8 protein-coding genes are annotated in these 15,395 nt (G+C 34.2%); 5 read left to right on the top strand and 3 right to left on the bottom strand.

Going from position 1 to position 15,395, the window contains the following annotated elements; all coding sequences use genetic code 11:
* Window position 1: 1 nt before the first annotated feature.
* Window positions 2-2,155: a S9 family peptidase gene (locus FGM02_RS00145; protein WP_139955742.1), complete on the bottom strand. Its 2,154-nt coding sequence runs from the start codon at window positions 2,153-2,155 to the stop codon at window positions 2-4.
* Window positions 2,156-2,341: 186 nt separating this feature from the next.
* Between FGM02_RS00145 and FGM02_RS00150 the strand changes: the two genes are divergently transcribed.
* The 3 genes from FGM02_RS00150 (at window position 2,342) to FGM02_RS00160 (ending at window position 6,993) form a co-directional block, all read left to right on the top strand.
* Window positions 2,342-3,328: a PorP/SprF family type IX secretion system membrane protein gene (locus FGM02_RS00150; protein ID WP_139955744.1), complete on the top strand. Its 987-nt coding sequence runs from the start codon at window positions 2,342-2,344 to the stop codon at window positions 3,326-3,328.
* An 11-nt stretch (window positions 3,329-3,339) separates the two neighbouring features.
* Entirely contained in the window at window positions 3,340-3,858 is a 519-nt protein-coding gene (locus FGM02_RS00155) for a gamma carbonic anhydrase family protein (RefSeq protein WP_139955746.1), read from the top strand.
* A gap of 261 nt (window positions 3,859-4,119) precedes the next feature.
* Window positions 4,120-6,993 (top strand): hypothetical protein, encoded by a 2,874-nt coding sequence (locus FGM02_RS00160; RefSeq protein WP_139955748.1) that lies wholly within the window; start codon window positions 4,120-4,122, stop codon window positions 6,991-6,993.
* Between the two features lie 333 nt (window positions 6,994-7,326).
* Here the strand turns inward: FGM02_RS00160 and FGM02_RS00165 are convergent, their stop codons facing one another.
* On the bottom strand, window positions 7,327-9,108 hold the full coding sequence (locus tag FGM02_RS00165) for a RagB/SusD family nutrient uptake outer membrane protein (protein ID WP_139955750.1): 1,782 nt from the start codon (window positions 9,106-9,108) through the stop codon (window positions 7,327-7,329).
* Window positions 9,109-9,138: 30 nt separating this feature from the next.
* Window positions 9,139-12,369, bottom strand: a complete 3,231-nt coding sequence (locus tag FGM02_RS00170) for a SusC/RagA family TonB-linked outer membrane protein (RefSeq protein ID WP_139955752.1) — start codon at window positions 12,367-12,369, stop codon at window positions 9,139-9,141.
* Between the two features lie 662 nt (window positions 12,370-13,031).
* Here FGM02_RS00170 and FGM02_RS00175 point away from each other — a divergent pair.
* The gene (locus FGM02_RS00175) at window positions 13,032-14,234 is read left to right on the top strand and encodes a glycoside hydrolase family 88 protein (RefSeq protein WP_139955754.1); all 1,203 of its coding nucleotides are present in this window, start codon (window positions 13,032-13,034) and stop codon (window positions 14,232-14,234) included.
* A 50-nt stretch (window positions 14,235-14,284) separates the two neighbouring features.
* Window positions 14,285-15,394, top strand: a complete 1,110-nt coding sequence (locus tag FGM02_RS00180; RefSeq protein WP_208021448.1) for a glycoside hydrolase family protein — start codon at window positions 14,285-14,287, stop codon at window positions 15,392-15,394.
* Window position 15,395 lies beyond the last annotated feature (1 nt).

Here is a 15,395-nt window from a genome sequence, read left to right on the forward strand (position 1 = left end):
CTTATTTTAAATGCGTATCTAAATAATTTGTCATTTTGGTAAATAAATGCAAACGTGTGTTTTTTCCTCTGTAAATTCCATGAGCCCGATCTGGGTATATAAATTGATCAAAAGGTTTATTTGCTTTTATCAAAGCATTGGTCATTTGATAGGTGTTTTGCACGTGTACATTGTCATCACCAGTTCCATGAACGATGAGTAAATTTCCCTTGAGTTTTTTTGCATGAAAAATTGGAGAGTTATCGTCATAACCTGAAGGGTTTTCCTGTGGAGTTCTTAAAAATCTTTCGGTGTAAATAGAATCGTAAAAACGCCAAGAGGTTACGGGAGCAATAGAAATGGCTGTACTAAAAACAGCACTGCCCTTTAAAATGCAGTTGGCAGCCATAAATCCACCATAACTCCAACCCCAAATACCAATTTTATCTGCGGCAATATATGGTCGTTTTCTTAATACTTTTGCGGCTTCAATTTGATCTATGGTTTCAAATTTCCCTAAGTCTTTATAGGTGATTTTTTTAAAGTCGTTTCCTTTAAAACCCGTTCCCCTTCCATCAATGCAAGCAATAATATAGCCTTTTTGAGCTAGGATTTGATGCCAGTAATCATTGTAAGAATTCCATGAATTATGAACTTCCTGTGAACCTGGTCCAGAATATTGAAAAAGTACTAAGGGATATTTTTTGCTTGAATCAAAATCCAAAGGTTTTACCATCCACATATTAAAAGTACCAGTTGCCGTTTTTAGGGTAGAAAATTCTTTTGGAGAAATAATATACTCGGCAAGTTTAGTTTGTAGTCCGGTATTGTCTTTTATTGTTTTTAAAGCATTTTGTCCTTCAAATAAAGTATACGATGTTGGTGTTGTTGCATTAGAATGATTGACAATATAGAAACGAAAGTCTTTGCTGAATTCAGCATCGTTGGTGCCTTTTAATCGACTTAATTTTGTTTTGTTTTTACCATTTAATTGAATGCTGTACAGGTCACGTTCCGTGCTGTGCTCTTCTGTAGATTGGTAATAAAGTGTTTTGTTGTGTAAACCATAGTATTTGGTTACTTCCCAATTGCCATGGGTAATTTGTTGTTTTAGTTTGCCGTTTTTTGAATAATGATATAGGTGATTAAAACCGCTGGCTTCACTTCCCCAAATAAAACTATTGTCTTCTAAATAGGTAAGGTAATTTGTATTTACAATATCTACATAAGTGTCATTCTTTTCTTCCAAAACGGTCGTAGCAAGTAGGGTGTTGCTATCTACCAAATGAAGTTTTAAATGATTTTGATGCCTGTTCAAGGTCATAACACTTAGTTGGTCGTTTTTATGAGTCCAAGTGAGATTTGGAATGTATTCATAGTCGCCTAAATTAATTTGATTGGTTTTAGCTGTTTTCAAATCGTACAAAAGCAAACTGACCTTAGAGTTGTTTTCGCCAGCTTTTGGGTATTTAAAAGTCAATTTTGTTGGATAGTTACTTGTTCCTAAAATATCCATATCATATAAAGGAACCTCAGATTCGTCAAATTTTAAGAAGGCAATTTTGTCACTTTCCAAACTCCAATGATAGGCTTTTACAAATTTTAGTTCCTCTTCATAGACCCAATCAGACATGGCGTTTATGATTTTGTTTTTCTCACCATCCAAAGTAATTTGCATGGTTTTGTTAAGTTCAATGTCTTTTACGTATAAGTTGTTGTTTTTAACATAACTTAAAAATTTATTGTCAGGCGAAAAATTAGGAATACTTATAAAGTCTTTATCGACCAATGAAACACTTTTACTTTCAATATCGTAAAGATAATAGATGGCTTTGGTCGAATTTCTATAAATTGATTGGGTGTTGGTCTGCAATAAAATCTTTGTTTCAGAAGCATTGAGGCTATAATCATCAAAATAAGCGATGTCCTTCAAGTTTTTGCTATCCACCAAAGTGGCTGTTTTTTCTTGACTGACATAATTATAGATGTCAATAGAGGTGCTTTGTGTTTCTTTTTGAAAATTTAGTAAACTATACGAATCGTTGTTTAGCGGATTAAAAGACCGCATTGTTTGTTCTCTAAACTGACCACTCCAAATTTCTTCCAGTGTAATTTGTTTTTTTTGCGCAGTAAAAAGAAGTGGAAAAAGTAAGATTAGACTTAATAATTTCTTCATGTATAAATAATATGATTTTAGTGCTACTAAATTAGCTAAAATAAAAGAAATGTAAGGATTTATAGGCATTGAAATTCCTTTTCATATGCTTATAAATTAGTTTTCCTTTTTTTATTTAAAAGACAATAAAAGTTTTATATTTGGAAAGTTCATTACGAAATTGTTTTGATTGAGATCTGCCCCCATATGAGATTACACTTTAAATATATATATATACTTCCTTTTTTATTTTACCTGACACAAAGTTTTAGTCAAGAAACATTGCCTGTAAACTCAGACTACCTGTCGGATAACGTGTATATATTGCATCCAGCAGCAGCCGGAGTAGGAGATTCAGGGAAAATTAGAGCCACAAGTTCTACACAATGGAAGGGGGTTTCTAATGCTCCTTCTGTAAAAACCCTAAGTTTTCATAACAGAATAGGCAATAAAACAGGAGTAGGAGTTGCTGTTTATAGCAATTCAAATGGAAATCACTCTACCGTGGGACTTCAAGGCACGTATGCTTATCATTTAAATTTATCGCGTAGATCCTATGATTTTGAACAATTATCTTTTGGATTGTCGTTAAATGCGGTACAAAATAAATTCGATACCAGTATTTTTTCAGACACAGAGTCAGATCCAGTTGCCGCAGCCATCAAAGCAAGCGATAATTATTTTAATGGTGATTTTGGAATGGCCTACCATAGAAACGGATTTGCTGGATATTTCACCATCAAAAATTTATTCCTAACCACAAAAACGGCTAGTAGAACAGAATCAATAAATCTTAGAAAGTTTTTAATAAACACCAGTTATTATTTTGGTGATGAAAATGCGTTTCAATACGAACCTTCTGCTATGGTATTGTACGATCCTTATTTTAAAAGAACCACTTTGGATTTAAATATGAAGTTTTACAAGAATTTAGAGCAAAGTAAATTATGGTTTGCGCTGTCTTTTCGTCAATCTTTTTATGATTCGACTTCTGAAAACTGGAATTATCTTTCTCCAATTGTAGGTTTGAATCATAAGAATTTAATGTTTGCGTATACCTACAGAGAGCAGTTAGGCGATTCTAGTTTTGTGCCAAACGGAGGATATCACCAAATAACTATAGGTTGGAATGTTTTTGTAAAACGATCTCGTTTAGCCGCTTGTCCAAATATTAATTCTTCATTTTTCCATTAAAACTAAATTCTATGATCATAAAAGAAGTGAGAGGTTGTACACCTAAATTTGGTGAAGATTGTTTTATTGCTGAAAATGCTGTGATTTTAGGCGAAGTAATTATGGGAAATCAATGCAGCGTTTGGTATAGTGCTGTTATTAGAGGTGATGTGCATTACATTCATATGGGCAATAAAGTAAATATTCAAGACGGTGCTGTTGTGCATGCAACTTTTGAAAAATCGCCGACTACTATTGGTAACAATGTTTCTGTAGGGCACAATGCAATTGTACATGGATGTACAATAAAAGATGATGTTTTAATTGGTATGGGAGCCATAGTAATGGACGATTGTGTGATTGAAAGTAATTCTATTATTGCCGCTGGTGCCGTTGTTGCAAAAGGAACTCACGTGCCTTCGGGAAGTGTTTTTGGAGGTGTGCCTGCAAAAAAAATAAAAGATATTAGCGAAGAACTTTTAACAGGTGAAATTCATAGAATTGCCGAAAATTACATCAAATACGCAGGTTGGTTTAAAGAGAATAACTAGTTTCTATTGACTACAATAGCTTTTAGTTGTTGCATGTTTTTTTAGTAGAACTCGTATTCTAGTGCTAAAAAATAAAAATGAACTATAATTCATGTAGTTTAGGTCATGGTTTACATTTTGTAGCAAAAGCAATACTTATTTTTATAAGGTATATTCATTTTAGAAATGAATAAAGAAAACTTGCGCCATTCTTAAAATTTATTTTTTTCTTCAAGTTGCCGTGTTTTCTTTATAGATTTCTTCTTATAAAAAAAACTTGCGATGAAAAAGTATTTGTACATTCTTGTGTTTAGTTCCTTGCTATCAAATTTTCACCTCCAATCTCAAGAGAACAACATTATTTCTGAGTCAGCCTATGCTGAAAAAATTTATGTGCAGTTAAGTAGTACAATTTTCACTTCAGATACCAGTATTTGGTTCAAAGCAATAGTGACTGATTTAATGCATTTACCAACCCGATTGAGTGGGGTGCTACATGTAGAATTGGTCGACTTTGATAAAAGGATCGTTGCTAAAAAGTTATTGAAAATAGAGAAAGGTATGGCGACTGGTTTTTTCGATTTAAAAGAAAAAATGCCCGCAGGAAGATATCAAATAAGAGCATATACAGAATGGAATAAAAATTTTGGCACTGCCTTTATTTCTGAAACCTATATAGATATTTATGCTCCCAAAAAAGTCTTAGCATCAGAAGAGGCTTTAAGGGAAGTGACTTTAACAGAGATAGCGCCCGATCAATTTGAAATTGCAGCACAGGCCTTTCCTAAATTACTGAACCCAAAATACAAAGGCAGCTTAAAAATATATGTGCATACCGAAAATAAAACCGATTCAGTTCAAGTAGATAAAGGCAAAGACGAAGCTTACAGTTTTCAGTATAAATTGCCTCAAGATGCTGTAAAAGCAAGAATAGAAATAAAAGTAGATTCCGTAAAACTAAGAAACGCCAATAGTGCATTTGTCAACTCTTACAGTAAAACAATAGCTATCAATAAACATTATATCGACCTACAGTTTTTTCCCGAAGGTGGTAAATTAGTGGATGGTTTGACAAGCAATGTGGCCTTTAAAGCATTGGATTATAAAAACCAGGGAATTTCAGTTGCAGGGCATATAGTAGATGAAGCTAATGCGATTGTGATGCCTTTTCAGAGTAATGAATTGGGAATGGGAATCACGTATTTAACGCCCAATATTCAAAAAAAATACTACGCCCGTATTAAAGGAAAGAAGGGATTGGTGTATAAATATGAATTGCCACTTGTGCAAGCTACAGGTGTTGTTTTACAAGTAAAAGAGCGAAAAGAGTACCTAGTTGTTTCATTAAAAAATAAAAACTATAAAAGCGATTCTCTTTTGGTAAAAGTACAGGCAAGAGGTTTGGAACAGGATCAATTTTTTATGAAGTTTAAAAAAGGAGTTGCTTTTACTGCCATAGAAAAAAGTGTGCTTCCTGAAGGACTTGTAAAAATAAGTATTTCGAATATGGAAGATCAAATTGTTTGTGAACGCTTGTTTTTTAATTATAAAGAAGAAGAAAGAATAGAAATTAGTTCTACTCCTAATCTAAAACAATACAGTCAACGAGGAAAAACAACAATCCAATTGGCTACCAAAAATTCGAAGAAGCAGGCAGTAAAGTCCCATCTTTCTGTGTTGGTTATCAACAAAGAACAATTAGGCAAAGCAAATGAAAAACGCAGTAATTTAGTTTCCTATTTTTTATTGAATTCAGAATTGCAAGGAACCATCGAAAAGCCGAGTACCTATTTCAACCCCAAAAACAAAAGAAGAAAACAGATGATGGATGCGCTTTTATTGACGCAAGGCTGGAGCAATTATAAGTATGAAAAATCAGCAGCTAAAGGAAATTTTAAATTTCTTCCAGAAAAAAACTTATCCGTTTCTGGGCGATTAAGAAATTTGATTAGTCAAAAAAAACCGCTTAAAAACCCGATAGATTTGACCTTGATTTATGGGCCGTTAAATGTTCTGATGCAGAAAGTCGATACCTCTGGACGTTTCCGTTTTTATCTAGAAGATTATTACAAAGATGAGTTTAAAGTACTGCTACAATCTAAAAGTGAAAAAGGGAAGAAAAAAGATTTTACCATTTATTTAGACAGTTATAAGTTTCCGAAGGTAAGCTATCAAAAGGAAATTCATATTGAAGATCCTGAAGTGGTTACTTCTTATATAAAACAAAACATCGCACGAAAAAAAGCGGTTGAAAACTTTAATGCCTCTAAAGGAACCATAGCTTTAGATGAAGTGGAATTGACAGGTTATAGATTGACTGAAGCAAGAACGAAAATGATGAAGCGATATGGACCGCCAGATGTTGTTGTTGAAAATAAAGAATTGCTTAGCAAAGTAGAAAAATGGCATTCTGGATTGTATAGCTTGTTACAGTCTTCGTATCCAAATGATGTTGAAATTTATCCTGTATATCCAAAAGAGGGAGGCGATTATTTAAAAGCTAGAGTTTTTGGAGCTAAAAGAACCATTGTTCTTATTGATGGTATTCCCGTTAAAAGGTTTCAATATCCATTTTTAGATGCTTTGCCAATTGAAGAAATAAAAAGCTTTGAATTGATAAAACGTCCCAAACGTACAGGGTCTTATCTAGGAAAATCACTTTCTATGGGCTACGACCTAAATGAAGATTCTCTTGTAGAAGGGGCTGGTTATGGACAAGATGAAACAGGTACAGAAAATGAATTTGAGACGCTAGAAGAAGCTGTAGTTGAAGAACAAGAGCCTGTTTTGGATGCTGCGGCTATAATTGATAGAACCTCTGTGATTTGTATTTATACCTATGCAGGTAAAGGATTTAATTTTATAAAACGTCCAAAAGGTATGTATAGCGGTATTGTTCCTGGGTTTGCTGCAAAGCGCGAATTCTATGCTCCAAAATATGAAGATCCTGTAGATAGTGATTGGAATGTACAAGATGTACGTTCGGTAATACATTGGGCACCAAATATTGTAACAGATGCCGAAGGAAATACTAAAATAGAATTTTACAATGGCGATACACTGGGTGAGATGCTTGTTATTATTGAAGCAATTACAGAAAACGGAAAGTTGGGCTATGCTGAAACGACCTATGTTGTTGAGAAGAAGGATGAATAAAGCGCTATTGTTCTGTTAGATTTTATCAAATACAACATCATTCCTTACCTGAATAAATAGTAAAAGCTTCCGTTTAGCGAATCTAAAGTAATTTGCCCCTAAGTCTTGTTGTTTAGTGGCTAAAAGAAGTTCCTTGTATTCTATTGTATAGCTGAGTGTGCTAGTATGGAAGTCTGTTTTCAAACCAGTATCAATAGTGTTATAAACCTATGAGCTAATCCTCTTAGAATAGTTTTTGTAGCTAAATAGCTGTCATAGTTAACACAAAAAAAGCAGCCCTAAATAATGAAATTTAGGGCTGCTTAAAAAAACTAACTACTAATTATTTTGTACTTAATATCCTGGGTTTTGTAAAAACGTTTCATCTACCTGACTTGTAGGTATTGGGAATAAGTAATTATCTCTAGAAAAATTTCGAGTAGATGCCGGTTGTATTAAAAGACATTCTCTTTCTCCAACTCCAGTAGTTGTAGCTTCAGGAGCATAACTATAAGAACCAGGTGTGTATAATGCGGCATTTCCTTCATAAACTGTTCCTTCTATAACAGCTCCGTATACGGCTTCTCCTAGTTCTTGTTCTGCAACTCCCCAACGTCTTAAATCAGTATATCTAGAAGCACTTTCTGCATACAATTCAATGGCGCGTTCTCTTTTTATTTCTGTTTCAATATCCATATTGTTTGCTGCTAAAAATGCATTAGAAATTGCTGGTAAGCCTGCTCTCTCTTTGATCAAGTTTATTGAAGCATCCATTTGAGTATCTGTTAAAGACCCATTTAATTCATATAAGGCTTCCGCATACATTAAATACACTTCCGCTAATCGCAACAAAGGTAAATCATAACTTTCTGTCATTGTAGCTCTAATAGCTCCAGGTCCGTCCCAATTCCAACTCATGAATTTTGAATTAAAGTAACCAAAATTATTTGTTCCGTTTAAAACAACATCACCAGTTTGAGGTACGTTACCAAGATTTAAATGACTGGTAAAATAAGCCTTCATTCTTTTATCTCTGTTTTGAAACTCATCTTGTGTGTTAAAATATCCTTGAAACAGTGGAGATTCGTTTATTGGCAAACCATCTGAACATAAAAATAAATCCATCATTTTTCTGCTAGGTCTTAATCGACCATTGTAAACATGACTTACAAGTACTCCGGCTTGTCTAAAGGTAAAATCATATTTACCATAAAGAATAAATTCTTTATTTGTCGCCTTGTCTAAACCTCCTGGGTTAGAATCTGCTCCTTCTAAATTAAATAAGAAATTAGAACTTAAATCATTCAGAACATCATTGTGATTCCATAGTTCAAAAGTTCCTGAATTCATTACAGCTTCGGTTAAGGTAACTACTTCTTGTAAATAAGGTGTTATTTTAGAAGCGTCAAAACCAGCACTACCAGCACCACTATTTACACCATCACCATCTGTTGTGGTACCTACATATTTCATCCAAGTAGCTTCATGTAATAAAACGTCTGCTTTAAAGGCCATGGCCGCTTCCTTACTGAATTTTCCCTTGTCTTCAGAAGCAATATTTGCTTCATTAGGTAAACCTGCAATTGCAGCATCTAAATCAGCTATAATTTGTGCAACAACTTCGTATCTACTGTTACGTGGAGCAGATAATTCTGCAGAATTTACATCTAAAGGCTTCGTAACGATAGTTACACCTCCAAAACGTTGTACTAAAAAGAAATACTGCCAAGCTCTATGAAATTTAGCCGCAGCTACATATTCAGCAATACTATCCTCACCATTATAAGCTTCTGCTCTTTCTAATAAAAGGTTAATATCTCTAAGCGCTTCATAAGTGTCCGTATAATAATCGTCATTTAATTCCGATAGCGTTTGTCCTCTACCATATTCTTGCATACCACCTTCTTCAAAATAACCAACCAAATCAGAACCGTGATCAGAGAATATACCTTGATCGTCTCTCCAACCCATTAAGTTGGTGTAGAATCTATTTGTACCTGTTAAAAAATGTTCTGCCTCATTGTAGTATACATTATCTGTAATAGAAGCAGGAGGAGTTAAGTCTATAAAGTCGTCTTCACAAGCTGTAAAGAGCGTTAGTATGCATGGTATTATTGTATATATTATTTTTTTCATTTGTATATTTTTTAATTTATATATTAAAATTTATAGAGATACTTTTACACCTAAAGCCCATGTACGCATAAATGGATAGGTTGCGTTATTTGCTCCAGCTTGTGATTCTGGATCATAGCCATCTTTTACTTTGGTAAATTCAAACAAATCATTTCCAGAGAAGTATACACGTAAATTATTAATAGTAGTATTTGCTACTTTAATGTCTTTAAAGTTATACCCTACGATTAAAGATTTTAATCTAAGATACTGGTTGTTTTGTTGCATAAAATCTTTGTTCACATAATTCCAGTTCGTTACATTTCTTTGTGTAGTTAATCTAGGGAATTGTGAGTTTGGAGTCTCGGGAGTCCATGTTTTACCTATCCATGTAGCAGACTGATTTTGCCATATTTGCTGAAAAGGAGCTGAAAAATAACCTGTTCTTACAATGTTTTGTTGAAGTGCTCCTTGAAAAAATGCACTCATGTCCCAGTTTTTATAATTTAAAGAAAAATTAAGACCATACACATAATGAGGAGAAGAATCTCCATGGTAGGTTACGTCATCAGAGTCAATTGTTCCGTCTTTGTTGGTGTCTACAATTCTTGTGTCTCCAGGAACCAATCCTGCTGCAGTACCTTGGTCTCTTATAAGACCTCCACCTGCACCATACTGAGCGTAGTAGGCATCAACTTCTGCTTGGTTGGCAAAATAGCCATCTGTTTCATACAAATAAAATGAATTGATAGGTTTTCCTAGTACAATTCTATCGTCTATATTATCGCTAGAATCAATTAAGTTTAATCCTGGAACAAAGTTGTCTTCGGCACCACTGTATTTTGTGATTTTGTTTCTAGAATCACTCATATTTGCACTAACGTTAAATCCTACTTCTCCAATATTTCCTCTCCATCCAATTTGAGCTTCCCATCCTTTAGTCTCTAAAGTTCCAGAATTTGTAAGTGGGGCATCGGCACCAAGTTTGTCTGAATATATTAGGCTAATTAACATATCGCTATTCGTTTTCTCATAAAGATCTATAGAACCATATACTTTATTGTTGAAAAGTTGAAAATCTACACCAATTTCTTTTGTAGCTATTCCTTCCCATGTTGTAGTGTTGCTAAACAAATTACTAGCTCTGGTGGTAACTTGTTGTCCTGCATTTGTTTGTCCAAAAACCGTAGATCCAAAACCAACAGTTGATAAATAACCAAAGTTTCCAAATCCAGATGTACTACCTAATTTACCATATCCACCACGTACTTTTAAGAAGGATATAATCTCATGGTCTTGTAGAAAACTTTCTGAGCTAAGTACCCAACCTCCAGAAACACTAAAGTAGTTAGACCATTTCTGTCCGTCTGCGAATCTTGAAGATCCGTCGCGTCTTCCTTGTAATTCAAATAAGTATTTTTCTTTAAAATTATAGTTCAAACGTCCAATATATCCAAAAGCACCCCAGGTATTTCCTCCACCTTCAGTTACAATTGATTGATCCGTTGCTCCTAAATTTAAATCATATACTCCAAAGTCTACAAATCCATTTCTTCTTGCTCTAAGTCCGTTGTTTGTGTTTTTCTCAGCTTCAATAGCTAATAATCCAGATACATTATGATCTCCAAATGTATTGCTGTAATTTAACGAAGCTTTGTAGTTTTTATAAGTAACGTTAGCAGTTTCTTCTTCTATATAAGTATTACTAGCATCTGTTATAGTCGTTGCAAAGTCTCCTTGCCAGCTATATAAAGGAACTGATAATTGGTATGCTTGATCTTCGCTTTCTTGACTGCTATAGGCATAAGAACCAGCTATATCTAAGTGATCGGTAAGTTTATAGGTAACTTGCGCAAATATTTTCATTTGCTTGTCTATATTATTTGTTCGTCCACCATCTATAACCTGAGCTACCGCATTTCTACGTCCTGTTATTCCTACTCCACCAAAAACAGAATAGTATTGCCCTTTATCATTATAGGCAGGGAATAAAGGTGCATCATAGGCAGCAGCATCTCTTGCTAAACCTCCTGTAGGACCTGAAACGTGTCTGTGAAAATAAGAAACATTTGTATTAAAGCTTAACTTGTCACTTACATTTATATTGTAATTTAAACTAAAGTTGTATCTATCTGAAGAATCATCAGCAACTTTTAGGCCCCCTACATTTTCGTCATAACCTGCAGAAATACGGAAATTACTTTTGTCGTCTCCTCCAGATACACTTATATTGTGTTGTGCTGAATGTGAGTTTCCAAAAAGGTCATCAAATCTATTTCCTTCTCCTAGCCAAACTCTACCATTAATAGGTAGGTCATAATAACCTTCTTCTCCTGCGGCTATTCTTTCTAAAGTTTCACGGTTATCCCAAAAGAAATATCTAGGACTTAAACCCGCTTCCAAATCAGCATCGGCTGCTGCAAGATACACTTGTCCATATTCTTTCATTGTTGGTGTCGGTGGGCGAATACCAATAGTTCCCATACGAGTAACACTACTAATGTCTACTTTAATATCTCCTTTTCCTTTTTTAGTAGTTACCAAAATAACACCTCCTGCAGCACGCGAACCATATACAGATGCAGAACCACCTTTTAAAACACTGATGCTTTCAACGTCATTAGGATTCATGTCTGTAAATGCTGAAGTATTAATTGCAGGTACTCCATCAATAACAATCAAAGGTTGAATTCCATTGACAGATGAAGATCCTCTAATTAGAAAGTTGATGTCTTCGTTACCAGGTCTTGATGAACCACGTGTAACAACCAATCCAGGTGTTCTACCTTGAAGGGCTAAGGCAGGGCTACCTACAGCCAAATCTTCAAAAGCCTCAGCCTTAACTTGTTCCACTGAACCTGTTAAAGTTTCTTTCTTTGCAGATCCATAACCTACAACGATAACTTCATCTAAGGTTGCTGTATCAGCATCTAAGGTTACATTAACTACTGTTTGGTTACTAATGGCAACTTCTTTTGTTGTAAAACCCAAATAAGAGAATACAAGTGTTCCGGAAGCAGGAACTTTTAAGGTGTAATTTCCGTCAAAGTCAGTAACGGTACCTGTTGAGGTTCCTTTTACTAAGACATTCACTCCTGGAATTCCCATATTATCGTCTGAACTGATTACTTTACCAGAAACAGTTCTAGATTGTAAAATGTCTGTGCTTGAAATCTTAGCGGCATATATATGTGTTGTCGATCCACATAATAATAAACCTGTTATCCAAAAGAGGCTAACAAATAATTTCAGATTTAACTGATCGTGTTTTAGTTTAGTCATAAAAATAAATTTTAAGATTTAATTGTGTTAATATTAGTTAAGCAATGTTACTTATTATGCCGTTTTTGGTCGATGAATTAAAACTCAATTGTGATAAATTATGATTCTTTTTAATGAAAAAAGGATTGAAAATCAATAGTTGGTGTTTGATTTCTTTTCATAAGTTGATTTTGGCTAAGGCGTTGATTTTAAGTGTATTTTGTACGTGTATTCTTTTTTTAGTGTATAAAAGTCTGTTCGGGTTTAATTATTGTTGAAACTGCTGTTTTTATAGTTTATTCCTAGTAGTACTTGACTTTTATAGCTTATAAGAAAGGCGTTTTTTTAGTTGAATTAAGGGGGGGGATTTCTTGTCAGATATTCTTCCTATTAATAGGTATAGAAAGTGTTGTTTTTTTGCATGTGTAATTTTTTAATGTTGACGGGTTAATTGAAGGTGTTTTTGACGATTTTTTGAGAATGTCAGTAAATACGTTGCTTTATTCTCCATAAGGGGTACTGTTTTAGAGTGTTTGAATCATAATTTATACTTCCATTTCTTAAATCTTATTAAAATTGTTTGTTGTTAGGGCAGAAATAAAATAAGCTGTTTTAACGAACTTGAAAATTCAAGAAAAACAGATAAAATTTATATTAATTATTCAAAACAAAGATTTTAAAATATGACAAGGTTATTTATATTTCTGAGCGTTTTTATTATTGTTTCTTGCTCGCAAGAAAAAAAAGAAACAGCAACATTTAATTCAGCAAAAACTTTAGAGTTAAGTGTTGATAAAACGAAACACACATTAAGTGTACTTCATGAAAAGGATAGTTTTCCTAGAAATATTCCCGAAGGTAAAAAAGACTGGGAATTTGTAGGAGTGAATGATTGGTGTAGTGGATTTTGGCCAGGGGTACTTTGGTACGCTTATGAGTCTTCAGGAGATATCGCTATTAAAGAGCAAGCAGAAAAATTTACAGCGCCAATTAGAAAAATCGCTTTTTCTCCAGCTCAAAATCATGATATAGGATTTATGGTGTACTGTAGTTATGGTAATGGATATAGATTAACCGGTAATGAGGATTATAAAAAAGTATTGCTATCTGCAGCAGATACCTTAGCAACTTTGTTTAACCCTAAAGTGGGCTCTATTCTTTCTTGGCCAGAAAAGAAAGCCGAGTATTCTCACAATACCATCATTGACAATATGATGAATTTGGAATTGCTTTTTTGGGCTGCTAAAAATGGAGGCGATAAAAAATTATATGAAATTGCTGAAAGTCATGCCGACGTAACAATGAAATATATTGTAAGAAAAGACAGTGCCGTGTATCACTTAGGTGAGTTTAATGATGAAACTGGAGCTTTTGTAAAAGGACACACACATCAAGGTTATGCAGATGAGTCTATGTGGGCTAGAGGTCAAACTTGGGGAATTTACGGTTTTGCAATAGCTAACAGAGAAACAGGAAGAGAAGATTTTTTAAATACGTCTATAAAATTAGCAGATCACTTTATAAATCGTTTGCCAGAAGACGGAATTCCATTTTGGGATTTTGACGATCCAAAAATTCCAAACTCACCAAAAGATGCTTCAGCAGCTGCTGTTGCCGCATGTGGAATGTTTGAATTGGCAAATTTGGTGAAAGATGAAAAATTAAAAGAAAAGTACAATACAGCGGCAACAAACTTTGTGAGAATATTGTCTTCAAAAGAATATTTTAGTGGAGCTACCAATCAAGCTTTATTATTGCATTCTACTGGGCATCATCCAAAAAACTCTGAGATAGATGTGCCAATCGTATATGCGGATTATTATTATATGGAAGCTTTATTGCGATTGAAAAAATTAGAAGACCAAGCTCAAGTAGCTGTAAAATAATTCAAAATTTTGATTTAGTTCTAAAATAAATTCAACTAATTGAAACAAGCATGCGTAGATCTCAAATTCATATAATGGTTCGTTTTTTTTTCGTGCTATCATGCTTGTTTTCTTTTGGTCAAAATTCATTGCTAAATCGAATGGGAGAAGCTCCAATTACTGGAGGTTTAAAAATGGAAAACTATTGGGTTTGGGGAAGCTCTGTTGTTAAAGGTGCTGATGCCAAATACCATATGTATGCATCGCGTTGGCCAAAACTGTTGCCTTTTCATCCAGGATGGATGGTAGCTTCGGAAATTGTACATGCTATTTCTGATACACCTGAAGGACCGTATAAATTTGAAGGAGTTGCTTTAGGAGCTAGAGGAACTCAGTATTGGGATGGTAAATCCTGTCACAATCCTAAAATTGTAAAATACAAAGACACCTATATTCTTTATTATATGGGCTCTACACATCCATTTGAAGATGTGTCAGAAGCAACGCTAGATTCGTTTGATTTATCAAGTAAATGGTGTATTGCTGCTCGTTGGAATAAGCGTATTGGAATGGCTACTTCAAAAAGTCCTTACGGACCTTGGAAACGTTTAGATGCTCCTATTTTAGATGTGAAACCGAATACCTATTATAGTTTTTTAACTTCCAATCCATCTCCATTAATAAAGGAAGATGGATCTGTTGTTTTATTATTTAAGGGAAGATCTTATCAAAAAGATGGGGTCAAACACAGTGATATGAGTATTGGTGTGGCAACTGCAGCATCTTATGATAGTGCGTATAAAGTTGTGGGCGACAAACCTCTCTTTTCAATGGAGCGATTTGGTGAGGTGGAAGATCCTCATTTATGGAGTGATGATCTTGGTTATCATATGATCGCAAAAGACCAAAGAGGTTTTATAACTGGCGGTAAAGGGGACGGACTTTTAGCGCATTCAAAAAATGGAATCGATTGGGTAATCGATAAGTATCCTAAAGCATATACGAAATTCGTAAAATGGAATAATGGAAAAACTATAAAACAAGGGCAATTGGAGCGGCCTTTTGTTTTTGTTGAAAATGGAAAACCAACACACCTGTTTTTTGCAACAATGGATGGTCCTGGAGGTTTTGCCAATGGGAGTACTACTTGGAATATGGTAATTCCTTTAAAAGATGAATAAT

Origin of the sequence: Flavicella sediminum, from assembly GCF_006381105.1 — a bacterium.
GTDB classification, from domain to species: Bacteria; Bacteroidota; Bacteroidia; order Flavobacteriales; family Flavobacteriaceae; genus Flavicella; species Flavicella sediminum.

Coding starts and splice junctions, on each gene's coding strand:
- FGM02_RS00155 (WP_139955746.1), top strand. CDS start 3,340: ATGATCATAAAAGAAGTGAGAGGTTGTACACCTAAATTTGGTGAAGAT.
- FGM02_RS00145 (WP_139955742.1), bottom strand. CDS start 2,155: ATGAAGAAATTATTAAGTCTAATCTTACTTTTTCCACTTCTTTTTACT.
- FGM02_RS00150 (WP_139955744.1), top strand. CDS start 2,342: ATGAGATTACACTTTAAATATATATATATACTTCCTTTTTTATTTTAC.
- FGM02_RS00170 (WP_139955752.1), bottom strand. CDS start 12,369: ATGACTAAACTAAAACACGATCAGTTAAATCTGAAATTATTTGTTAGC.
- FGM02_RS00180 (WP_208021448.1), top strand. CDS start 14,285: ATGCGTAGATCTCAAATTCATATAATGGTTCGTTTTTTTTTCGTGCTA.
- FGM02_RS00160 (WP_139955748.1), top strand. CDS start 4,120: ATGAAAAAGTATTTGTACATTCTTGTGTTTAGTTCCTTGCTATCAAAT.
- FGM02_RS00175 (WP_139955754.1), top strand. CDS start 13,032: ATGACAAGGTTATTTATATTTCTGAGCGTTTTTATTATTGTTTCTTGC.
- FGM02_RS00165 (WP_139955750.1), bottom strand. CDS start 9,108: ATGAAAAAAATAATATATACAATAATACCATGCATACTAACGCTCTTT.